At 72.5% G+C, this 20,030-nt stretch carries 21 protein-coding genes; 6 read left to right on the top strand and 15 right to left on the bottom strand.

Annotated elements, in window-relative coordinates:
• Positions 1–102 precede the first annotated feature (102 nt).
• From AC3RJ9_RS09660 to AC3RJ9_RS09650, 3 genes are all read left to right on the top strand, one after another.
• Positions 103–519: a PaaI family thioesterase gene (locus tag AC3RJ9_RS09660; RefSeq protein WP_020624995.1), complete on the top strand. Its 417-nt coding sequence runs from the start codon at positions 103–105 to the stop codon at positions 517–519.
• Positions 520–590: 71 nt separating this feature from the next.
• The gene (locus tag AC3RJ9_RS09655; RefSeq protein WP_095353730.1) at positions 591–1,940 is read left to right on the top strand and encodes a phenylacetate--CoA ligase family protein; all 1,350 of its coding nucleotides are present in this window, start codon (positions 591–593) and stop codon (positions 1,938–1,940) included.
• 92 nt (positions 1,941–2,032) lie between these two features.
• Positions 2,033–2,644, top strand: coding sequence for a TetR/AcrR family transcriptional regulator (locus tag AC3RJ9_RS09650; RefSeq protein ID WP_095353731.1), 612 nt, complete (start codon positions 2,033–2,035; stop codon positions 2,642–2,644).
• Positions 2,645–2,657: 13 nt separating this feature from the next.
• Here the strand turns inward: AC3RJ9_RS09650 and AC3RJ9_RS09645 are convergent, their stop codons facing one another.
• The 3 genes from AC3RJ9_RS09645 to paaZ form a co-directional block, all read right to left on the bottom strand.
• On the bottom strand, positions 2,658–3,608 hold the full coding sequence (locus tag AC3RJ9_RS09645) for a hypothetical protein (protein WP_095353732.1): 951 nt from the start codon (positions 3,606–3,608) through the stop codon (positions 2,658–2,660).
• Between the two features lie 115 nt (positions 3,609–3,723).
• A complete protein-coding gene (locus AC3RJ9_RS09640; protein ID WP_061866831.1) occupies positions 3,724–4,656 on the bottom strand; it encodes a 3-hydroxyacyl-CoA dehydrogenase in 933 nt (310 codons plus the stop codon).
• 138 nt (positions 4,657–4,794) lie between these two features.
• Positions 4,795–6,915, bottom strand: coding sequence for a phenylacetic acid degradation bifunctional protein PaaZ (gene paaZ / locus AC3RJ9_RS09635; RefSeq protein WP_095353733.1), 2,121 nt, complete (start codon positions 6,913–6,915; stop codon positions 4,795–4,797).
• A 286-nt stretch (positions 6,916–7,201) separates the two neighbouring features.
• On the opposite strand from paaZ, the gene AC3RJ9_RS09630 reads away from it, so the two are divergent.
• Positions 7,202–8,194: a DUF559 domain-containing protein gene (locus AC3RJ9_RS09630; protein ID WP_095353734.1), complete on the top strand. Its 993-nt coding sequence runs from the start codon at positions 7,202–7,204 to the stop codon at positions 8,192–8,194.
• 183 nt (positions 8,195–8,377) lie between these two features.
• Complete coding sequence (gene panD, locus AC3RJ9_RS09625) at positions 8,378–8,815, top strand: aspartate 1-decarboxylase (RefSeq protein WP_119217749.1); 438 nt, start codon at positions 8,378–8,380, stop codon at positions 8,813–8,815.
• A gap of 21 nt (positions 8,816–8,836) precedes the next feature.
• Here panD and AC3RJ9_RS09620 read toward each other — a convergent pair whose 3' ends face one another.
• The 12 genes from AC3RJ9_RS09620 to paaA all read right to left on the bottom strand — a co-directional run bounded on the left by AC3RJ9_RS09620 (position 8,837) and on the right by paaA (position 19,317).
• A complete protein-coding gene (locus AC3RJ9_RS09620) occupies positions 8,837–9,331 on the bottom strand; it encodes an SRPBCC family protein (protein WP_119217750.1) in 495 nt (164 codons plus the stop codon).
• Complete coding sequence (locus tag AC3RJ9_RS09615) at positions 9,331–9,714, bottom strand: MmcQ/YjbR family DNA-binding protein (protein ID WP_119217751.1); 384 nt, start codon at positions 9,712–9,714, stop codon at positions 9,331–9,333. Before AC3RJ9_RS09615 ends, AC3RJ9_RS09620 begins: the two co-directional genes overlap by 1 nt.
• Before the next feature lie 120 nt (positions 9,715–9,834).
• Positions 9,835–10,722, bottom strand: a complete 888-nt coding sequence (locus AC3RJ9_RS09610) for a 3-hydroxyacyl-CoA dehydrogenase family protein (protein WP_123244484.1) — start codon at positions 10,720–10,722, stop codon at positions 9,835–9,837.
• An 8-nt stretch (positions 10,723–10,730) separates the two neighbouring features.
• Positions 10,731–11,516 (bottom strand): enoyl-CoA hydratase/isomerase family protein, encoded by a 786-nt coding sequence (locus AC3RJ9_RS09605; RefSeq protein WP_060973844.1) that lies wholly within the window; start codon positions 11,514–11,516, stop codon positions 10,731–10,733.
• Positions 11,517–11,520: 4 nt separating this feature from the next.
• The gene (locus AC3RJ9_RS09600) at positions 11,521–12,738 is read right to left on the bottom strand and encodes a thiolase family protein (protein WP_060973845.1); all 1,218 of its coding nucleotides are present in this window, start codon (positions 12,736–12,738) and stop codon (positions 11,521–11,523) included.
• A 353-nt stretch (positions 12,739–13,091) separates the two neighbouring features.
• Positions 13,092–14,450, bottom strand: coding sequence for an MFS transporter (locus tag AC3RJ9_RS09595; protein ID WP_061866837.1), 1,359 nt, complete (start codon positions 14,448–14,450; stop codon positions 13,092–13,094).
• A gap of 231 nt (positions 14,451–14,681) precedes the next feature.
• The gene (locus AC3RJ9_RS09590; RefSeq protein ID WP_123244416.1) at positions 14,682–15,467 is read right to left on the bottom strand and encodes an enoyl-CoA hydratase/isomerase family protein; all 786 of its coding nucleotides are present in this window, start codon (positions 15,465–15,467) and stop codon (positions 14,682–14,684) included.
• A 31-nt stretch (positions 15,468–15,498) separates the two neighbouring features.
• Positions 15,499–16,668 carry a 1,2-phenylacetyl-CoA epoxidase subunit PaaE gene (gene paaE / locus AC3RJ9_RS09585; protein WP_061866839.1) on the bottom strand — a complete coding sequence of 390 codons (1,170 nt, stop codon included), beginning with the start codon at positions 16,666–16,668 and terminating at the stop codon, positions 15,499–15,501.
• Positions 16,668–17,177 carry a 1,2-phenylacetyl-CoA epoxidase subunit PaaD gene (gene paaD, locus AC3RJ9_RS09580; protein WP_061866840.1) on the bottom strand — a complete coding sequence of 170 codons (510 nt, stop codon included), beginning with the start codon at positions 17,175–17,177 and terminating at the stop codon, positions 16,668–16,670. Before paaD ends, paaE begins: the two co-directional genes overlap by 1 nt.
• On the bottom strand, positions 17,174–18,007 hold the full coding sequence (paaC, locus tag AC3RJ9_RS09575) for a 1,2-phenylacetyl-CoA epoxidase subunit PaaC (protein ID WP_095347245.1): 834 nt from the start codon (positions 18,005–18,007) through the stop codon (positions 17,174–17,176). Before paaC ends, paaD begins: the two co-directional genes overlap by 4 nt.
• On the bottom strand, positions 18,004–18,306 hold the full coding sequence (paaB, locus tag AC3RJ9_RS09570) for a 1,2-phenylacetyl-CoA epoxidase subunit PaaB (RefSeq protein WP_020624884.1): 303 nt from the start codon (positions 18,304–18,306) through the stop codon (positions 18,004–18,006). Before paaB ends, paaC begins: the two co-directional genes overlap by 4 nt.
• A gap of 3 nt (positions 18,307–18,309) precedes the next feature.
• Complete coding sequence (gene paaA / locus AC3RJ9_RS09565; protein WP_144859535.1) at positions 18,310–19,317, bottom strand: 1,2-phenylacetyl-CoA epoxidase subunit PaaA; 1,008 nt, start codon at positions 19,315–19,317, stop codon at positions 18,310–18,312.
• Between the two features lie 259 nt (positions 19,318–19,576).
• Here paaA and AC3RJ9_RS09560 point away from each other — a divergent pair, with 259 nt between their 5' ends.
• Positions 19,577–20,014, top strand: coding sequence for a hypothetical protein (locus tag AC3RJ9_RS09560; protein ID WP_159833540.1), 438 nt, complete (start codon positions 19,577–19,579; stop codon positions 20,012–20,014).
• Positions 20,015–20,030 lie beyond the last annotated feature (16 nt).

Raw genomic sequence — 20,030 nt, 5'->3', positions numbered from 1 at the left:
CCGGACTTGACGTGGGTCACATCCAGGGAGTTACCTAATGATCGTTCAGTAATTCTCTGCGCCGCCGCGCCGGCGCGCCCCTGCCGGCAGGGAGGCCCGCCCATGACCGAGACCGCCCACCACCCCATGCTCGCGGAGGACCGCGTGGCACGGTGGCTCGGCGTCACCCTGGAGGCCGCCGAGAAGGACCACGCGCGCATCCGGATGACGCTCACCGAGGACCAGCACAACGGCTTCGGCCTGGCCCACGGCGGCGCCGTCTTCGCGTTCGCGGACACATGCTTCGCGCTGACCTGCAACGACCCCGCCTCGGACGGCTCCACCCTCACCGTGGCCTCCGGCGTGGACGTCAACTTCCTCGCGGCCACGCGCGCCGGGCAGACCCTCGTCGCGGAGGGGCGCCTGGTCGCCGCCGCGGGCCGCTCGGCCGTCTACGACATCACCGTCACCACCGACGACGGCACCCCGGTGGCCGCCTTCCGCGGCCGCTCCCGCACCATCCCCGCCCCCGGACGCTGACCGACGGGCGCACCCGCCGGTGCGCCGCCGTCGTCGACCGCCGCCCGACCCCGCATCCCCAGGAGAACGCCATGCTCGAGGCCTCGATCCCCAACCCGTACACGCCGGCACCCCTGCCCGCCCCCGCCGACCGCGGGGCCCCGGACCCCGAGGAGACGATGAGCCGGGACCAGATCGAGGCGCTTCAGTTCGAACGCCTCCGCTGGACCCTGCACCACGCCTACGAGAACGTGCCCGCGTACCGCGAGCACTTCGACACGCACGGCGTCCACCCCTCGGACTACAGGGAGCTCGGGGACCTCGCCAAGTTCCCGTACACGGACAAGGAGTTCCTGCGGAAGAACTACCCGTTCGGCGCGTTCGCCGCCACGGGCCCCGAGCTGCGTCGCATCCACGCCTCCTCCGGCACCACCGGCCAGCCCACCGTGGTCGGCTACACCGATGACGACCTGGCCACGTGGGCCACCCTCGTCGCCCGCTGCTTCCGCGCCGGCGGCATCCGCCCCGGTGACCGCGTGCACAACGCGTACGGCTACGGCCTGTTCACCGGCGGCCTCGGCGCCCACTACGGCGCCGAGCGCATCGGCGCGGCCGTGATCCCGATGTCCGGCGGGCAGACGGAGAAGCAGGTGCAGCTGATCACCGACTTCCAACCGCGCGCCATCCTCTCCACACCCACCTACCTGCTGACCATCGCGGACGGCTTCAAGAAGCTCGGGCTGGACCCCCGCGAGTCCTCCCTCGAGGTCGCGATCCTCGGCGCGGAGCCGTGGACCGAGGAGATGCGCCGCGAGATCGAGCAGACCTTCGACCTCGACGCCCTGGACATCTACGGCCTCTCCGAGGTCATGGGCCCGGGCGTGGCCGGCGAGTCCGCGGCCACCAAGGACGGCTCCCACATCTGGGAGGACCACTTCCGCCCCGAGATCATCGACCCGCTCACGGACGAGGTCCTCGAGACCGGCCGCCACGGCGAGCTCGTCTTCACCTCGCTCACCAAGCAGGCGCTGCCGATCATCCGGTACCGCACCCACGACCTCACCCGCCTGCTGCCGGGCACCACACACCCGGGCCACCGCCGCATGGGCCGCATCACCGGCCGCTCGGACGACATGATCATCCTGCGCGGCGTGAACCTGTTCCCGTCGCAGATCGAGGAGCTGGTCCTCAAGGAGCCGGCCCTGTCGCCGCACTTCACCCTCGAGATCACCCGTCCGGACCGCATGGACCAGATGGCCGTGAACATCGAGCGCCGCGATCATGCGACCCTCGAGGAGGCCCAGGCCTGCGCCGCGCACCTGCGCATGGAGATCAAGACGAAGATCGGCTCCTCGTGCATGATCAACGTGGTGGAGCCGGAGTCCCTGGCCCGCTCCTCCGGCAAGCTCAAGCGGATCTACGACCTGCGCGACCAGGCCTGATCCCGTCCCCGCGGCCGATCCCGACGCCGGGGTGCCCGGTAGAGTGGACCGGTGCGCCGTCGTCGGCGTCCGCCCGCCCCCGAAGGAGCCCCGTGCCCCAGAGCAGCCCCACCCCGCGCCGCGGCCGGCCCGGCTATGACCGGCAGACGCTGCTGGCCGAGTGCGTCGAGCTCTTCAACCGGCACGGCTACGAGGCGACGTCCATGGGCATGCTCGCCACCCACCTGGGCATCTCCAAGTCCGCGATCTACCACCACGTGGAGTCCAAGGAGGCGATCCTCGACCACGCGGTGACGGAGGCGCTCGACGCCCTCGAGGCGTGCCTGGACGATGTGGTGGCCAGCGGGGTCGACGCCGGCGCGCAGGTCGAGGCGGCCATCCGCGGCACGCTCGGGGTGCTGGCGGAGAAGCAGCCCGAGGTGACCCTGCTGCTGCGCCTGCGCGGGAACTCGGCGGTCGAGGTGGCCGCCGTCGAGCGTCGTCGTGAGATCACCCGGCGCTTCGGGGACCTGCTCGAGGCCGCCCAGGCCGCGGGTGCGGTGCGCTCCGACGTGACCCCGCGCAACCTCGCCCGCCTCGCGCTCGGCATGATCAACTCGATCGTCGACTGGTACCGGCCGGATCGCGGCGTCCCCGGCCAGCAGGGACCGGGCCAGATGATCGACGCCGTCACGGGCGTGGTGCTCGGGGGCCTGCGGGGCTGAGGGGCCGCTGTCCTCAGCCCTCGCCGTCGAGCGCGGCGAGCACGTCGGCCACGATCGAGGCCGCACGGTCCTCGGCGTCCGGGGGCACCCCGCCGTCCGCGTCGGCCTGGGCCACGGCCACGGTGCGGGCGCCGTCCTGCACGGCCGTGAGGTGGGAGTAGACGGACCCCCCGGGGGCCGGGAGCGCCGTGTAGGCGGTGCCGCCCTCGTGTTCGGTCCGCGTCACGCTCTCCACGCCGAGCCCGGCCAGGTCCACCCCGGTGCAGGCCTGCGCCGCCGCTCGGGCGTCCTCCAGGGCGGCGCGGGCGGCCTCCTCCGTGGGGTACACGGTGACGCGCACGCCGAGCGGAGTGACCTCGGCGTCGGGGGACGCCGTGAAGGAGGGCACCGGCGTCGAGGTGGGCCCGCCGCCGGTCGTGGCGGCCGTCTCCGGCTGGGCCGTGAGCCCCAGGTCCGCCGCCCCGGCCTCGGCGTCCCGCTCCAGGTCGGAGCGGGCGGCGTCCAGGCAGGCCTGCTGTTCCGCGCTGCGGGTGGGAGCCGGGCTCGCGCCGGCGTCGACCGTCTGCTCCAGGCCGGCGGCCCGCTGACGCAGCTCCGTCTGCCGCTCCAACGGCGAGGCGGCGCTCAGCCCCACCTCGGACCCCGGCCCCGCGGCCCGCTGCACGGCGGCCTGCACCGCCAGGGTCCGCTGCCCGTTCAGCGCGGGGGGCATCTCGAGGGACAGGCTGCCCGAGGCGGAGGTGCCGCCCGTGCTCGCCGTGGAGCTGCTGGCGGCGGGCGACGTGGGGGCCGTGGAGCTGCTGGCCGCGGGCGACGTGGACGCTGGCGAGGCCGCCGTCGTCGTGGACGACGCCGACGAGGGGGCGGGGGAGGAGGGCTCCGCGCCGCCGCCGCCCGCGCACCCGGCGAGGGCGAGCGCGCCCACGGCGAGGGCGCCGAGCAGGGGGAGTCGGGGGGTCGTCATGGCCCGACTCTACGTGCGCTGTGACGGATGCCACAAGGAAGCGGCGGGGGCATGCGTCGGGGCCGCCCGATGCGGGGTGCGCACCGGACGGCCCCTGATCCGTCAGTCGAGGAGGTCAGCCGAGCGGGGTGTCCTTGTCGCCCAGGTTCCAGTCCTCCACCGGGCCGAGGTTCTCCCCGTCCGGCCCGTAGCGGTAGAAGCCCTGGCCGTCGGCCACGCCGCTGTGGCCCTCGGCGATGCTCTTCTCGAGCAGCTCAGCGAAGCCGAGCTGCCAGTCGACGCCCGTGTTGCGGGAGACGTTGGCGGCCACGTGGAAGCCCACGATGTCATAGGTCTGGAACGGGCCGCGCTCGTTGCCGGTGGCCACGCGCCACGTGCGGTCGATGTCCGCCGGGTTGCCCACTCCGTGCATGTACAGCTTGGAGCCGGCCTGCAGCCACGGGATGAGCAGGGAGTTGAGGAAGTAGCCCGGGATCTCCTTGCGCACGTGCACGGGGACCATGCCGGTCTCCTCGGCGAACTGCAGGGCTCCCGCGACGGCCTCCGGCGAGGTCGCGGCGGTGCCCATGACCTCGGCGGTGTTCTGCGCCCAGATGCGGTTGGCGTAGTGCAGGGCCAGGAAGCGCTCCGGATGGCCGCTGGCGTCGGCGAAGTCCGAGGGCAGCAGGGAGGAGGTGTTCGTGGCGAACAGGGTCGTGGCGGGGGCGAGCTCGCCCACCTGGGCCCACACCTTGCGCTTGAGCTCCAGGTTCTCCGGTACGGCCTCGACCACGATGTCCGCATCCGCCAGGGCCTCGCCGAGGTCCGAGGTCGGCGTGATGCGGGCGATGGCCTCGTCGAAGCGCTGCGGGTCGTAGCCCTCCCCGAGGTCTGCTTCGTAGCCCTGGCGGATCCACGCCCAGCGGCGCTCGATCCCCTCGAGGGCGGCGGGGACGGCGTCGTAGGCCATCACCTTCTTGCCGTGGTACGCCGCCTGCATGATGATCTGCGAACCCAGCACACCGGTGCCCAGCACGGTGACCTGCTCGAAACGGGTGAACTCGGACATGTGTGTCGACCTTCTTCTCTCGCGGTCCGAATGGGACGTACAGGTGAACGTCCCGGGCACGCTCCTTGTTCCCGGGGACGACGACGGGCCGCCCGGCGCGCAGCGGGCGCACGGGACGGCCCGTCGAAGCAGGGGGGCTCAGCCCTGGGAGGTCTCGGACGGGGCCATCGGCCAGGTCTTGGCCACGAGCGTCAGCACGTCGTACTGGGCGCAGAGCTCGTCCTTCTGGTTGTGGATCCGGCAGTCCCAGGCCACCTCGCCGTACTCGTCGCTCACGCGCGGGGTGATGCGCTTGGCCGTCAGGGTCACGCGGATGGCGTCGTCGTAGGTCACCGGCGTGATGAAGCGCAGGTTCTCCAGGCCGTAGTTGGCCAGCACCGGGCCCGGATCCGGGGCCACGAACAGCCCCGCGGCCCACGAGACCAGCAGGTAGCCGTGGGCCACCCGGCGCGGGAAGAACGGGTTGGCCATGGCGGCCTCCTCGTCCGTGTGGGCGTAGAACCTGTCCCCGGTCTCCTCCGCGAAGGCGGTGATGTCCTCCAGGGTGACGGTGCGCAGGCCGGAGGCGAACTGGTCGCCCACCGTCAGCTCGGCCAGGGACTTGTAGAACGGGTGCACGGCCGTGCCGGCCTCCACGTCCTCGCGCGTCACCGTGTGGGCCGCGGCGCCCTGATGCCACACGCCGGTGATGGCCGTGAGCATGTCCGGGGAGCCCTGGATCGCCGTGCGCTGCATGTAGTGCTTCACGGCGCGGACCCCGCCGAGCTCCTCGCCGCCGCCGGCGCGGCCGGGGCCGCCGTGGATCAGCACCGGCACGGGGGCGCCGTGACCGGTGGTGGTCGTGGCGGTCTGGCGGTTCAGGACGTGCACGCGGCCGTGGTGGGCGCCGATCCCGGCGGCGAACGCGCGGGCGGTCTCACCGTCGTTCGTGGCGACCGTGGCCACGAGCGAACCCGACCCCAGGGCGGCCAGGGCCACGGCGTCGGCCACGTCCGTGTAGCCGATCACCGAGGTGACCGGGCCGAACGCCTCGACGCTGTGCACCTCGGGGGTGCGCGCGTCCTCGAAGGTGAGCACCGTGGGGGCGAAGAACGCGCCGGACTCGGCGTCGGCGTCGCCGGTCGAGCCCTCGGGGCCGCCGAGGCGGACCTGACCGCCGGCGTCGACCAGGCGCTGCACCGCGCCGCGGACCTCGCCCTGCTGCTCCTTCGAGGCCAGGGCGCCCATGGTGGTGCCCTCGACGCGCGGGTCGCCCAGGACGACCTTCGCGGCCAGGCGCTCGGTGAGGGCGGCGGTCACGGCCTCGACGCGGTCCTGCGGGACGATCACCCGGCGGATGGCCGTGCACTTCTGGCCGGCCTTGACCGTCATCTCCTGGAAGACGGCCTTCACGAACGCCTCGAACTCGGGGGACTCCGGGTCCGCGTCCGGGCCGAGGATGGCGGCGTTGAGGGAGTCGGTCTCCGCGGTGAAGCGGACGCCGCCCTCCTGCACGTTCGGGTGCTTCTTCAGCGTGGCCGCGGTGGCGGCGGAGCCGGTGAACGCGACGTGGTCGCGGTAGTCCAGGTGGTCCAGCAGGTCGCGGGCGGAGCCGGAGATCAGCTGGATCGAGCCCTCGGGCAGCACGCCGGACTCGAGCATCAGCTCGACGCACTTCTGCGTGACGTAGCCGGTGGGGGTGGCCGGCTTGACCACGGTCGGCACGCCGGCGACGAAGGCCGGGGCGAACTTCTCCAGCATGCCCCACACAGGGAAGTTGAACGCGTTGATCTGCACGGCCACGCCCGGGATGCGCTGGTAGATGTGCTCGCCGATGAAGGAGCCGTCGCGGGAGAGGGGCTCCACGTCGCCGTCGATGATCACGGTGGAGTTCGGTAGCTCGCGGCGGCCCTTGCCGGAGAACGTGAAGAGGGTGCCGATGCCGCCGTCGACGTCGAAGGCGTGGTCGCGCTGCGTGGCGCCGGTGGCGAAGGAGACGTCGTAGAGCTCCTGGACGCGGGAGTTCAGAAAGAGCGCGAGCTCCTTGAGCTTGAGGGCGCGCTCGTGGATGGTCAGCGCGCCCAGGGCCTGCTGGCCGACGGTGCGGGCGTGCTCGATGGCGGCGGCCGTGTCGAGGCCGTCGGTGGAGACGCCGGTCAGGCGCGCGCCGGTGTTCGCGTCCGTCACATCGGTGACCTTGGACGGGTGCGACGGCGTCCACCAGCTGCCGGCGACGTAGCTGGGGAGGATCTCCGGGAGGGAGGGGGCGGTGACGGTCACGGGGTCTCCTGGTGTCGGGGGCGCGGACGAGTCCCGACCGATCGGTCGGTTATTGGTCCTCACCCTAGCCGAGACGTGGATCACGCGGGAGGAGGAGCCGGGCGGGTGACGCCGTCGTCGTGGGGAGGGGTGGGGTGGGGTCTGGCGGCGACCCGTGGCGCCAAAGCCCGCAGACACGCCGCTATGGCCAGGACGTGGCGGCGTGTCTGCGGGCCTCGGCGGGGCGTCGTCCACAGATCCCGGCGGACGACGACGGCGGCCCGCCCGGATCGGGCACGCTCGGCCCATGCCCCGCTCGCCCGCGCCCCTGCCTCCGATGCGCTGCGGACTGGACGGCCTCCTCCGCGCTCCGACCGTGTTCTCGACCCCGGCCGCGCGCGAGGCGGGCGTGAGTGCGGCCCGGCTGCGGCGCGGGGACGTGGTCTCCCTCGGCTGGGGGCTCTGGGGCCTGCGCGGCGTCGCACCGGACCCCATGGATCATGTGCGGGCACTGCAGGATCTGCACCCCGAGGGCGTGTTCAGCCACGTCACGGCCGCCCGGGTGCTCGGCCTGTGGTTGACCGGGCCGCTCGCCGCCGACCGGTCCGTGCACATCGCGACCCCGCGCGGCCACGGCACCGCGTCGAGCCGGGCCGGGATCCGCTCACACCGCCTCCGCGCCGACGCACCGGTGCGGATCGTGGACGGGGTGCGTGTGACCGCACCGGGGTGGACCTTCGTGGACCTCGCCGCGCACGCCGGGCCGCTCGAGCATCTCGTCGCGCTGGGGGACAGCATGGTTCGGACCGCCCCGACGGAGGCCCGCCGCCGTCGGCTGCCTCCCGGGGTGACGGACGTGGCCGAGCTGCGCGCCGCCGTCGAGGAACGCGGTCGGGTGCGCGGGATCCGTGCGGCCCGGGAGGCGCTGGAGCTCGTGCGTCCCGGGGCCGACTCGCCGCAGGAGAGCCGGCTGCGGGTGCGGCTCGTCCTGGACGGCGTCCCCGAGCCCGCGGTGAACCCGTGCATCCGCCTCGCCACGGGACAGCGGCTCCGCGTCGATCTGGTGTGGGCGGAGGCCAAGGTGGCCGTCGAGTACGACGGCGATCAGCACCGCACGGATCGCCGGCAGTGGCGTGAGGACCGCGAGCGGGACGCGGCCCTGCGCGCGGAGGGGTGGGAGGTGATCCGGGTGACCGCCGACGTGTTCCTGCCGGGGCACTGGGAGCTCTTCGTGCGGCAGCTGCGGGGCCTGGTGGCCGCGCGGACGATGCCGGGCCGAGTGCCGCCGTCGTGGATCTGACCTGTCGAGGCCCGCAGACGCGCCGCTACGGCCTGGCGGTAACGGCGTGTCTGCGGGCCTCGGCGAGAGGGGCGGGAGCCTCGGGCCGGCGTCGGCCCCTGCCCCTCGTCTCCGGACCGGCGTAGAATCGAGCACCGGTCCTCTCGGACCCGACCCACCCCCTCATCCGGAGAGTTCTGCCGCATGCTGCGCACCATGTTCCACGCCAAGATCCACCGGGCCACCGTGACCCAGGCGGACCTGCACTACGTGGGCTCCGTGACCGTGGACCAGGACCTGCTGGACGCCGCGGACATCCTCCCCGGCGAGCTCGTGTCCATCGTGGACGTCACCAACGGCGCGCGACTGGAGACCTACACCATCGCGGGCGAACGGGGCTCCGGCGTGCTCGGCATCAACGGCGCCGCCGCCCACCTGGTGCATCCGGGGGACATCGTCATCCTCATCGCCTACGGGCAGATGGACGACGACGAGGCTCGCAACTTCCAGCCCAAGGTCGTCCACGTGGACGCGGACAACAGGATCGTGGAGCTCGGCGTCGACCCCGCCGACGGCCTCCTCGACGGCCTCTCCCGCCCGCCGCTGTCCCGCGAGTGGGACGAGGCCCAGGCCGAGCTCTGAGCCGGCCGGGGCGCCGGGCCGTCATGGACGAGACGTTCGAGCGGGATCAGCGGTCGGCACGGCCTTCGCCCCGAGCGCCCGACGCGCGGAGCGCATCGCGGCCGCGTGGCTGAGGCCCATCGCGGCGCGGGCGCCCGGCACGCGGGACACAGCGCGCATCCACGGCGAGGTCAGCACCACCTCCTGCTCCCACGCCACGACGCAGCGCGGCGCGTGTCCGGCCGGGGCGCCGTCGTCGTGGACGGTGACCCGCACGGTGCCCGTCAGGTCCCCGCTCAGGCGCGCGACCAGAAGGCCGCGGGCACGGTCGTCGATGAGACGCTCCATCGTCAGACGCACCGGCACGAACCCCCGCAGCCGGACGGCGGCGCGGTCGGGGCCCAGGCGACGGGCGCGCGGGACGGCCGGCCACCAGCGTGGGTAGCCGGCCGGGTCGGCGAGCAGGGCCAGCACGGACCGGGCGTCCGCGGGGACGGCCCAGCGGTGGGTGAAGCGGAAGGGGCGGTCGACCGACATCAGGCCCGGCCGAAGGTCTCGGGGTCCACGGGGCGCCGGGTGCGGGGGAGCCTCGCCACGACCAGCAGGTACGACTCCGTGACGAGGTCCCGGACGAGCTGCTCGTCGAGGTCCGGGTGCGTGGCCAGGCTGAGCCAGTGCCGCTTGTCCGTGTGATAGCCGGGCGTGATCGCCGCGGGCAGGGCCGCGCGCAGCTGGGCGCCGTCCTCCGGGCGGGCCTTGACGTTCACGAGGCGGCGCCCGTCGTGGTCGATGAACACCACGAACAGCTTCCCCTGCACCTTCACGACCTCGGTGTCCGGGCCGAAGGGGTGCGACGCGGCGCTGCCCGGCAGCTCGAGGGCGCGGTCGCGGGCGATGCGCAGCAGCGTGGGCTCGTCCATGCCCGCCACGTTAGCCGCGCCCGCCCCGCCCCGCACTTTCGAACGTGATATCGGGGGAATGGGCGCTTTCGAACGGGAGATAGGCCCTATCTCCCGTTCGAAAGCGCCTGCCCCGGGGGCTCAGCGGTAGTCGAAGAAGCCCTTGCCGGACTTCCGGCCGAGCTCGCCGCGGGCCACCATGTCTCGCATGAGCTGCGGCGGGGCGAAGCGCTCACCCAGCTGGGACTCGAGGTACTCCGCGATGCCCAGGCGCACGTCCAGGCCCACGATGTCGGTCAGGGCCAGCGGGCCGACCGGGAACTTGTATCCGAGCACCATGGCGGCGTCGATGTCCTCGGGGGAGGCCACGCCCTCCTCGACCATGCGGATGGCCTCGAGCGCGATCGCCACGCCCAGGCGCGACGAGGCGAAGCCCGGGGCGTCCTTGACGACGACGGGGGTCTTGCCGAGCCCGCGGACCCACTCGGTGGACAGGGCCTGGAGCTCCGCACCGGTCTGCTCGCCGATCACGACCTCCACGAGCTTCGAGGCGGGCACCGGGTTGAAGTAGTGCAGGCCGCAGAAGCGCTCGGGACGCTGCAGGTGCGAGGCGATCTCGTCGATGGACAGGGAGGAGGTGTTGCTGGCCAGCCAGGCGTCCTCGCGCAGGTGGGCCTCGACGTCGGTGAGCGCCTCGATCTTCACCTGCATGTCCTCGAACACGGCCTCGACCACGAGGTCGCAGCGGGCGAAGTCGGCGCGGTCCACGGTGACGGTCAGGCGCTGCGCCCACTCGTCCAGGTCGCCGTCGATCTTGCCGCGGTCCAGGGAGGCGGCCAGGTCGGCCTCGATGCGCTCCCTGGCGGCCTCGGCCGACCGCGGGTCGCGCTCGACGACGACCACCTCGGACGAGCCGGAGACGAGGAACGCGTGGGCGATGCCGCCACCCATCCGGCCGCCGCCGAGGACGCCGACGACGGCGGGCACGGAGGACGGCGCGGCATCAGGGGTGTGCTGCTGATCGGTCATGTCAGTCCTCACTTCTTCTTGCGGTCGAGGAACGCCTGCATGCGCTCGAACTTGGCCTCGGACTCGAACAGGATGGCCTGCGCGATCTCGTCCACGTGGGGGTGGGCCTCGCGGGGGAGGTGGAAGACGCGCTTGGACAGCCGCACCGCCAGCGGGTCCTGCTGCGCGATGCGGTCGGCGAGGGCGTCGGCGGCGTCGAGGAGGGCCTCCGGCTCGTGCAGCTCGGTGACGAGCTTGAGCTCGAGGGCCTCCTGCGCGTCCAGGATCCGTCCGGCGAGCAGCAGCTCGAGGGCCACCGGCTCGCCCACCAGCTCCTTGAGCCGCCACTGGGCGCCCGCAGCGGCGGTGATCCCCAGACTCGTCTCGGGCTGGCCCATCTTCAGCGCCGGGGTGGCGATGCGGAAGTCGGCCGCGTAGGCCAGTTCCGCGCCGCCGCCGAGGGCGAAGCCGTCGATCGCTGCGATCACGGGCATGGGCAGCCGGTGGATGCGGTCGAAGACCTGCGAGTTCACGCCGCGCAGGGCGTCGTCGCGGCGGCGCTCGCGCAGCTGTCCGATGTCCGCGCCGGAGGCGAAGATGCCGGAGAACGTCCCCGGCTCGCACTTCGACTCCACCTGCGTGCCCGAGATGATCAGGATCTTCGGCTCGCGTTCGAGGTGGGCGCAGAGCTCGTGGAACTCGTCGACCATGGTCTGGTCGATCGCGTTGCGCACGCCCGGGCGGTCCATGCGCGCGTGGACGCGGTCCTCGCGCTCCTCGACGTGCAGCGCCGAGAAGTGGCTGAAGTCGGTCATCTGCTCAGACCCTCTCGACGAGCATCGCGGAGCCCTGGCCCACGCCCACGCACATCGTGGCCAGGCCCCTGTCCGCGCCCTCGCGCTCCATCCGACCGAGCAGCGTGACCACGAGACGCGACCCCGAGGAGCCCAGCGGATGGCCCAGGGCGATCGCGCCGCCGTCGGCGTTGACGGTCTCCGGGTCCAGGCCGAGGCGCCGCATCGAGGCCAGGGACTGGGTGGCGAAGGCCTCGTTGAGCTCGACGGCGCCCAGGTCCGCCACGGACCAGCCGGAGCGCGCGAGGGCCTTCTCGGTGGCCGGGACGGGGCCCAGGCCCATGATCTCGGGGGCCAGGCCCGCCGAGGTGAACTCCACGACGCGGGCGCGCGGGGTCAGGCCGTACTTCTGCGCGGCCCGCTCGGAGACGACGAGGATCGCCGAGGCGCCGTCGTTGAGGGAGGAGGAGTTGCCGGCGGTGACCACGCCGTCCTTCTTGATGATCGGGCGCAGGCCGGCGAGCACCTCGGGGGTGGAGCCGGGACGGGGGCCCTCGTCCGTGTCCACGATCGTCTCGGCGCCCTTGCGGCCCGTGACGACGACGGGCACGATCTCGTCCGCGAAGCGGCCGGCCTCGATGGCGGCCAGCGCACGCTCGTGCGAGCGGGCGGCGAAGGCGTCGGCGTTCTCGCGGGTGATGCCGTCCACCTCGCCGACCTCCTCGGCGGTCTCCGGCATGGAGAAGGTGAACTTCTCCCCGAACTCGCCGTCCGCGAAGCGCGGGTTCACGAAGCGCCAGCCGATCGCGGTGTCGAAGGCCGCGCCGGGCTTGGCGAACGCCGTCGTCGGCTTCTCCATCACCCAGGGGGCGCGGGACATCGACTCCACGCCTCCGGCCACGACGACGTCGGCCATCCCGGAGCGCACCATCGCGGTGGCGATGCCGATCGCGGACATGCCCGAGGCGCAGAGGCGGTTCACGGTGATGCCCGGGACGGTGTCCGGGAAGCCGGCCAGCAGCCAGGCCATGCGGGCGACGTTGCGGTTCTCCTCGCCGGCGCCGTTGGCGTTGCCGAGGATGACGTCGTCCACGACCGACGGGTCGATGCCGGCGTCCTCGATCACGGCCTTGATGGTCAGGGCGGCGAGGTCGTCGGGGCGGACGGAGGAGAGGGCGCCGCCGTACTTGCCGACGGGCGTGCGGCGACCGCCGACGAGCAGGGCCTGGGACTGTGCGGACATGGAGACTCCTTGAGTGACCGACGACGAGGCGGGCGCGGCGAATTACCGACCGTGCGTTCAGGTTCAGTATCCCGGGCCGGTGTGACGGGGGTCAACTGCGGGGGCGGGGTGTGACGGGGCGGAGACGGGGCCGGGCGGCCGCGCCGAGGCCACGTCGATCAGCGTCTGACCCGGCGCACCCCGCACGGAGGCCCGCAGACGCGCCGTTTCGTCCCCGACGTGGCGGCGTGTCTGCGGGCCTCGGCGCCGGCCCGGTCCGGCCCGCGCACCGCACGACGACGGCGCGCCCTTCCGGAGGAGGACGCGCCGTCGTCGTGGGGTGGGGACGGGCGAAGCCCGTCAGGCGGCCCGGATCAGGCCGGGACCACCGGGTGGGAGCGGGTGGCGACGACCTGCTCGTCGTGCAGCTCGCGGTCCTGGATGCCCTTGGGGACGAACAGGACGGCGATGAGCGAGATCGCGGAGATCACGATGATGTACCAGGCCACGTTCTCCCAGCCGGTCTTCACGAGCTGGTCGGCGAGCAGCGGGGCGAAGGCGCCGCCGATGATGGTGCCGAGCGCGTAGCCGATGGAGACGCCGGAGAAGCGGACGCGGGCCGGGAACATCTCGGCGTACATCGCCGACTGCGGACCGTAGGACGGACCCAGGCCGAGGGTCAGGACGAACAGGCCCAGCGAGAACAGCGGCAGAGACGCGGTGTTCAGCAGCCCGAACAGCGGGAAGGCCCAGACGATCAGGAACCCGTAGCCGAGGACGAAGGTCAGCTTGCGGCCGATCTTGTCCGAGACCCAGCCGCCGAGCAGGGTGAAGATGAACCAGCCGACGCCGCCGACGAGGCTCGCGATGAGCACCTCGGAGGAGGTCATGCCCAGGCCCTTCGGACCGCCGTACTTCGAGAACCACGCGATGAGCAGGTAGCCGACGCCATTGTTCGCGGCGAAGATCACGGCGGCGAGGATGACCTCCTTGGTGTGGTGCCGGAAGAGCTCGCCCAGCGGGGCGGACTCGTCCACCTTGAGCTGCTGCATCTCCTTGAAGACCGGGGACTCCTCGACGGCCTTGCGGATCAGGTAGCCGACGACGATGAGCACCACGGAGATCAGGAACGGGATGCGCCAGCCCCAGGTGAGGAACTGCTCCTCGGACATGGTGGAGCGCACGATGAACAGCACACCGGTGGCCAGGATCATGCCCAGCGGCACGCCGATCTGCGGGGCGGAGCCGAACAGGCCGCGCTTGCCGTGGGGGGCGTGCTCCACGGACAGTAGCGCCGCGCCGCCCCACTCGCCGCCGGCGGACAGGCCCTGCAGCAGGCGCAGCACGACGAGCAGGATCGGGGCCCACACACCGATCTGGGCGTAGGTGGGCAGCAGGCCGATGAGGGTGGTGGCCAGGCCCATGCCGATCAGCGTGAGGGAAAGGACGAACTTGCGGCCGAAGCGGTCGCCGAGGTGGCCGGCGACGATCGCGCCGAGCGGGCGGATGAGGAAGGAGATGCCGAGGGTGGCCCACGCGGCGATCTGGGAGCCGCTCTCGCCCATCGGCTGGAAGAAGAGGGCGGCGAAGACGAGTGCGGTGGCCTGGGCGAAGATGAAGAAGTCGTACCACTCGATGGTGGTGCCGACGACGGTGCCGGCGATGACCTTGCGCTCCTCGCGGCGATCGCGCGCGGGGGCGGTCGCCGCGGGGGATGCGACGGTGTGGCTCATGGGTGCTCCTGGGATGCGGTGCGGCGGCCGACCGTGAGACGGCGGCGGGACGGTGTGGCACCCGACCGATCGGTCGGGAAGTGACACCCGTCACCGCATACGATCCCATGTGACTTACGCCACGATCCAGGCTGATGACGGGAATGTGACGCGGCGTAGCCGGGACGACGACGGCGCCGCGCCCCTCGTGCGAAGGGTGCGGCGCCGTCGTCGGTGGCGGGGTGCGGCGGCTCAGCCGCGGCCGGTGAACTCCGGCTTCCGCTTCTCCTGGAAGGCATGGAAGCCCTCGGCGTAGTCGGCGGTGCCGCAGAGCTCGCCCTGGGCGATGTTCTCCGCGTCGAGGGACTCCCACAGGCCCACGCGCCGGTCGCGGACCTGGGCCACGAGCTCCTTCGACGCGCGGAACGCGAGGGTCGCGCCGGAGGCCACCTGGGCGACCTTCGCACGGGTGAACTCGAGCAGCTCGTCCGCGGGCAGGGCCCGGGAGAACAGCCCGGCCTGGACGGCCTCGACGCCCGAGAGGAGCTCGGCCGTGTAGATCAGGTCCAGGGTGCGGTGCGCGCCCAGGCGCTCGGTGAACAGCCAGTGGCCGCCGGAGTCCAGGGTGGCCCCGAGGTTCGCGAACGGCGAGCCGATCTTCGCGTCCTCGGCCACGTACACCACGTCCGTGGCGATCGCGAGGCCCAGGCCCACACCCAGGCAGGCGCCCTGCACCGCCGCGAAGGTGGGGACCGGGATCGCGGACATGGCCCGCAGCACCGGGGTGACCTTGTCCCGCAGGTAGGCGGTGGCGTCGTCCTCGGCCGGGACCACGGCGGAGATGTCGCGGCCCGCGCAGAAGCCGCGGCCCTCGCCGCGCAGCAGCACGGCCCGGACCTCGCCGGACTCGACGCCGGCGGCGGCCCGCTCGTAGGCGGCCTGGAGTTCGGCCAGCGCGGCCTCGTCCAGGGCGTTCATCCTCTGGGGGGCGTCCAGCACGATCTCGGCGACGCCGTTCTCGACGGTGATCTCGATCATCGGGGGCTCCTTCGGTCTCGTGGGCGGGCGCTCAGGCGTCGAAGTCCAGCGTGATCGAGTCGGAGGTCGGGCGGGTCTGGCACGTGAGCACGTAGCCCTTCTCCACCTCGTCCTTCTCGAGCGCATAGTTCTCGTCCATCTCGTACGCGCCGTCGACGACCTTGGCGCGGCAGGTGCCGCACACGCCGCCGGCGCACGCGAAGGGCACGTCCGAGCGGACGCGCAGCGCCGCGTTGAGGACGGTCTCGTGGGCGGACTTGGGGGACTCGACCTTGGCGGTGAGGCCGTCGAGGTTGAACTCGATGGTCACGTTGTCGCCCTTCGGGTCCACCTCGACGACACGTCCGGAGTGGCCCTGCGGGTTCTCCGGACGGCCGGTGGTGAACAGCTCGAAGCGCACGTCGTCCTCGGACACGCCGCGGGCGGCGAGCGTCTCACGCGTGAGCTGCACGAGCTCGAACGGGCCGCAGAGGAACCACTCGTCGGTGCCCTCCACGTCGATCACGCGGTCCAGGAGGGTGGTGAGCTTGTCCTCGTCGATGCGGCCGGAGAGCAGCGGGGACACGCGCTGCTCGCGGGAGAGCACGTGGTGCACCGTGAACCGGGCCGGGTACTTGTCCTTGAGGTCGCCGATCTCCTCGGCGAACATCACGTCCATGGCGGAGCGGTTCGCGTAGACCAGGTCGAAGCGCGAGGTCTCGGAGGCCGCGAGCACGGCCTTGGCGATCGCCATGATCGGGGTGATGCCCGAGCCGGCCGCGAACGCCACCAGGTGCGTGTCCTTCTTCTCCGCGACCTTCTCCGCCGCCACCTTCTGGGCGTCGTTGAGAGAGGTGACGTGCGTGCGGGACGTGAACGCGCCCTGCGGGTTCATCACGTCGATCTTCTCGCCGACCTCGAGGCTCTCGTTGGCCCACGTGGAGAACTTGCCGCCGATGTCCTTCTTCACGGCCACGCGGATCTCGCCGCGCTTCGGGACGGCGCAGATCGAGTAGGAGCGGCGCACCTCGGCGCCGTCGAGCTCCTTGCGCAGGGCCACGTACTGGCCCGGCACGTAGTCGTAGTCGTCGGCGAGCTCCTCGGGCACCGCGAAGGTGATCTCCACGGAGTCGTCGGTCAGGCGGCGCAGCTCGGACACCTCGAGGGTGTTGAACGTGGCGCGGCGCTTGCCGGTGGTGGGGACGTCGGTGGTCTCGGTCATCAGTGCACCTTGAAGTAGTCGAAGGGCTCGAGGCACTCCCGGCAGGTGTAGAGGGCCTTGCAGGAGGTGGAGCCGAAGCGGGTGATCTCGCGGGTGTTCAGGGAGTGGCAGCGCGGGCACTTCACGGCCATGCCGATCCTGACCGGGCCGTCCGTGGTGCGCGCGACGGGCGGGGCGATGCCGTACTCGTTGAGCTTGGCCTTGCCCTCGTCCGTCATCCAGTCCGTGGTCCACGCCGGCTGGAGCACCAGGCGCACCTCGGCGTCGGGGAACCCGGCGCGCTCGAGCGCGCGGCTGACGTCCGTGGTGATGGTGTCCATGGCGGGACAGCCGGAATAGGTGGGCGTGATGACGACGACGGCCCTCTCGCCATCGGCCCGTGCCTCCCGGAGGATCCCGAGGTCCGCGATGGACAGCACGGGGATCTCCGGGTCGTGCACGGTGGAGGCCGCATCCCAGACCCGCGCGTCGGCGGGATCGGCGGGGCGCAGCTCGCTGGCGGTGGTCACCAGGTCGCTCCCGGGTGACGGCGCGCCAGGGACTGCATCTCCGCGAGGATGTACCCGCGGTACTCGCTCATGGCACCGGAACGGTCGCCGCCGCGGGCGGTGCCCGTCGTCGGGACGGTCAGGCCGGCCTCCTCGATGGCCGCGCGGATGCGGGTCATCGTGGGCTCCTCGAGCGAGGACGGCAGCACGGCGACGCCCTGCTCGGCGAGGGCGCGGACGACGTCGTCGTCGTGGAAGAGCTCGGCCACGTAGGGCCACAGCTCGTCCAGGCCGCGCTGCATGCGGCGCTTCGACTCCTCGGTGCCCAGGCCCAGGCGCTGCAGCCACAGGGCGGCGTGGTCCTGGTGGTACAGGACCTCCTTGAGGGCCTTGTCCGCGATGGCGGCGAGCGTGGAGTCCGTGGACTCGCGCAGGCGGGTGTACAGCTCGTACGAGTAGAAGGAGTAGTACAGCTGGCGGGCGATCGTCTTGGCGAAGTCGCCGTTCTCGGCCTCCACGAGGCGGACGGAGCGGAACTCCTCCTCGTCGCGGAAGTACGCGAGCTCGTCCTCGGTCTTGCCCCACGCGGTGCCGGCGTAGGAGAGGAGGAAGCGGGCGTGGCCCACGAGGTCCAGGGCGATGTTGCCCAGGGCGATGTCCTCCTCGAGCTCCGGGGCGCGGGAGATCCACCAGGACAGGCGCTGGCCGAGCATCAGGGCGTCGTCGCCGAGGGCGAGGGCGTAGCGGGCGACGTCGTCGCTCGCCTTCTGCTCGCCCGCCGCGATCTCCTCGGCGGTGATGGCCACGCCCGCGGAGTGCCTCGTGGCGGAGTCGTTGGTCGCGAAGCTCACAGGTGCGGCACCCCCTCGGACTGCTGGTAGTAGGTGGCGTGACGGTAGGACTTGCCCTGCGCGGACTCGAAGAAGCCGCCCTTGGAGTCCGGGTCTGAGGCCGCGATGGCCTCGGCCGGGACGACCCACACGGAGGTGCCCTCGTTGCGGCGGGTGTACAGGTCACGCGCGTTGCGCAGCGCCAGGGTGGCGTCCGGGGCGTGCAGCGAGCCGGCGTGCACGTGGGAGAGGCCGCGGTTGGCGCGGACGAAGACCTCCCACAGGGGCCAGGCGTGGGAGGCGGCGGTGGTCTCGCTCATGGGTCAGGCTCCGATCAGGTGGGTCTCGGCCGGCGCGTTCTGCTCGGCCTGGCGGCGGGCGTAGGCGGCGGCGGCCTCGCGGACCCAGGCGCCCTCCTCGTGGGCCTGGATGCGGCGGGCCATGCGCTGGGTGTTCATGGGGCCGTTGCCCTTGATCACGGACATGAACTCGTCCCAGTCCAGCTCGCCGAAGTCGTAGTGGCCGCGCTCCTCGTTCCACTTCAGGTCCGGGTCCGGCAGGGTGAGGCCGAGGGCCTCGGCCTGCGGGACGATCATGTCCACGAAGCGCTGGCGAAGGTCGTCGTTGGAGAAGCGCTTGACCTTCCACGCCATGGACTGGCGGGAGTTGGGGGAGTCCTCGTCCGGCGGGCCGAACATCTGCAGGGCCGGGCCGTAGAAGCGGTCCACGGCGTCCTGGGCCATCTGCTTCTGCTCCGGGGTGCCGTGCGAGAGCTCGTAGAGGATCTCCCAGCCCTGGCGCTGGTGGAACGACTCCTCCTTGCAGATGCGCACCATCGCGCGGCCGTACGGGCCGTAGGAGGCGCGGCACAGCGGCACCTGGTTGCAGATCGCGGCGCCGTCGACGAGCCAGCCGATCGCGCCCATGTCCGCCCAGGTGCGGGCCGGGTAGTTGAAGATCGAGGAGTACTTCGCGCGGCCGGAGAGCAGCTGCGCGTTCAGCTCGTCCCGCGGGGTGCCGAGGGTCTCGGCGGCGGAGTACAGGTACAGGCCGTGGCCGGCCTCGTCCTGGACCTTGGCCATGAGGATCGCCTTGCGCTTCAGGGAGGGGGCTCGGGTGATCCAGTTGGCCTCCGGCTGCATGCCGATGATCTCGGAGTGCGCGTGCTGGGAGACCTGGCGGGTCAGGGACCTGCGGTACGCCTCGGGCATCCAGTCGCGGGGCTCGATGCGTGAGTCCTCCGCGATCAGGCGATCGAAGTTCTCCTGGCCGGCCGCATCCTCGGGGGACGGGACGGAGGCCAGGTGCTGGGGGGAGCTGGTCTGCGTCATGGGGATCACCTCACGCTGAGTGCGGGCTGGTTCCGTGGTCAGGGCGCACCGGGGCGCATCGAATTACTGACCGCTCGTTCAGAATAGGCCAGGGTGTGACCTCGGTCAACACGCCGAAGCCGGCGCGACCCGGGTGCGACGCGGCCGCCGGGACGGTGCGAGAGGGTTGGCTCCTGCACAGGCGTCCCGACGGCGTCCCCCATCCCCGGATCGCCCCTCGCCGCAGTCGCGGGGCCCGGGCCCTCCCTACGGTGGCCGCATGTCACCCCTCATCGGACCTCAGCAGATCGCCACGGCCCTGCGGGCCGTCGGACTCGACGACGACGCCGCCCGCCTGGTCGCGTGGGCCGACCCCGCCCGGCGCGAGCGGGAGGCCGCCGAGCAGGCCCTCGCCGACCTCGCCGTGGCCCAGACGCAGCTGCGCACGGCGCTGGGCGGGCTGGTCAGCGCCGCCACGGACGTGCGCTCGGCGCTGCACACGGCATGGCGCGGCGAGGCCGCCGGCGCCTATGGGGAGGCCGTGCGGCGGGCGGCGACCCTGGCGGCGGGGCTCGAACGGGAGGCCGGGGAGTGGCTCGCCCTGCGGGCCACCGCCGAGCGGGAGGCGGAGGACGCACGCCGAGACGCCGAGGCCCGGGAGTGGGCGGCCGAGGAGACGGCGCTGGCCGTCCTGCGCTCGTTGGCGGTGGCGGCGTGACCGGCGGGCGGGGTGC

Source organism: Micrococcus sp. 63XJN7_6_ISO-PGPR-S23-444 (genome assembly GCF_058072765.1).
Note: the sequence above shows the minus strand (reverse complement) of the source record. Positions and strands in the feature narration are given on the sequence as shown.

Coding starts and splice junctions, on each gene's coding strand:
- AC3RJ9_RS09660 (WP_020624995.1), top strand. CDS start 103: ATGACCGAGACCGCCCACCACCCCATGCTCGCGGAGGACCGCGTGGCA.
- AC3RJ9_RS09655 (WP_095353730.1), top strand. CDS start 591: ATGCTCGAGGCCTCGATCCCCAACCCGTACACGCCGGCACCCCTGCCC.
- AC3RJ9_RS09645 (WP_095353732.1), bottom strand. CDS start 3,608: ATGACGACCCCCCGACTCCCCCTGCTCGGCGCCCTCGCCGTGGGCGCG.
- AC3RJ9_RS09640 (WP_061866831.1), bottom strand. CDS start 4,656: ATGTCCGAGTTCACCCGTTTCGAGCAGGTCACCGTGCTGGGCACCGGT.
- AC3RJ9_RS09630 (WP_095353734.1), top strand. CDS start 7,202: ATGCCCCGCTCGCCCGCGCCCCTGCCTCCGATGCGCTGCGGACTGGAC.
- panD (WP_119217749.1), top strand. CDS start 8,378: ATGCTGCGCACCATGTTCCACGCCAAGATCCACCGGGCCACCGTGACC.
- AC3RJ9_RS09620 (WP_119217750.1), bottom strand. CDS start 9,331: ATGTCGGTCGACCGCCCCTTCCGCTTCACCCACCGCTGGGCCGTCCCC.
- AC3RJ9_RS09615 (WP_119217751.1), bottom strand. CDS start 9,714: ATGGACGAGCCCACGCTGCTGCGCATCGCCCGCGACCGCGCCCTCGAG.
- AC3RJ9_RS09610 (WP_123244484.1), bottom strand. CDS start 10,722: ATGACCGATCAGCAGCACACCCCTGATGCCGCGCCGTCCTCCGTGCCC.
- AC3RJ9_RS09605 (WP_060973844.1), bottom strand. CDS start 11,516: ATGACCGACTTCAGCCACTTCTCGGCGCTGCACGTCGAGGAGCGCGAG.
- AC3RJ9_RS09600 (WP_060973845.1), bottom strand. CDS start 12,738: ATGTCCGCACAGTCCCAGGCCCTGCTCGTCGGCGGTCGCCGCACGCCC.
- AC3RJ9_RS09595 (WP_061866837.1), bottom strand. CDS start 14,450: ATGAGCCACACCGTCGCATCCCCCGCGGCGACCGCCCCCGCGCGCGAT.
- AC3RJ9_RS09590 (WP_123244416.1), bottom strand. CDS start 15,467: ATGATCGAGATCACCGTCGAGAACGGCGTCGCCGAGATCGTGCTGGAC.
- paaE (WP_061866839.1), bottom strand. CDS start 16,668: ATGACCGAGACCACCGACGTCCCCACCACCGGCAAGCGCCGCGCCACG.
- paaB (WP_020624884.1), bottom strand. CDS start 18,306: ATGAGCGAGACCACCGCCGCCTCCCACGCCTGGCCCCTGTGGGAGGTC.
- paaA (WP_144859535.1), bottom strand. CDS start 19,317: ATGACGCAGACCAGCTCCCCCCAGCACCTGGCCTCCGTCCCGTCCCCC.
- AC3RJ9_RS09560 (WP_159833540.1), top strand. CDS start 19,577: ATGTCACCCCTCATCGGACCTCAGCAGATCGCCACGGCCCTGCGGGCC.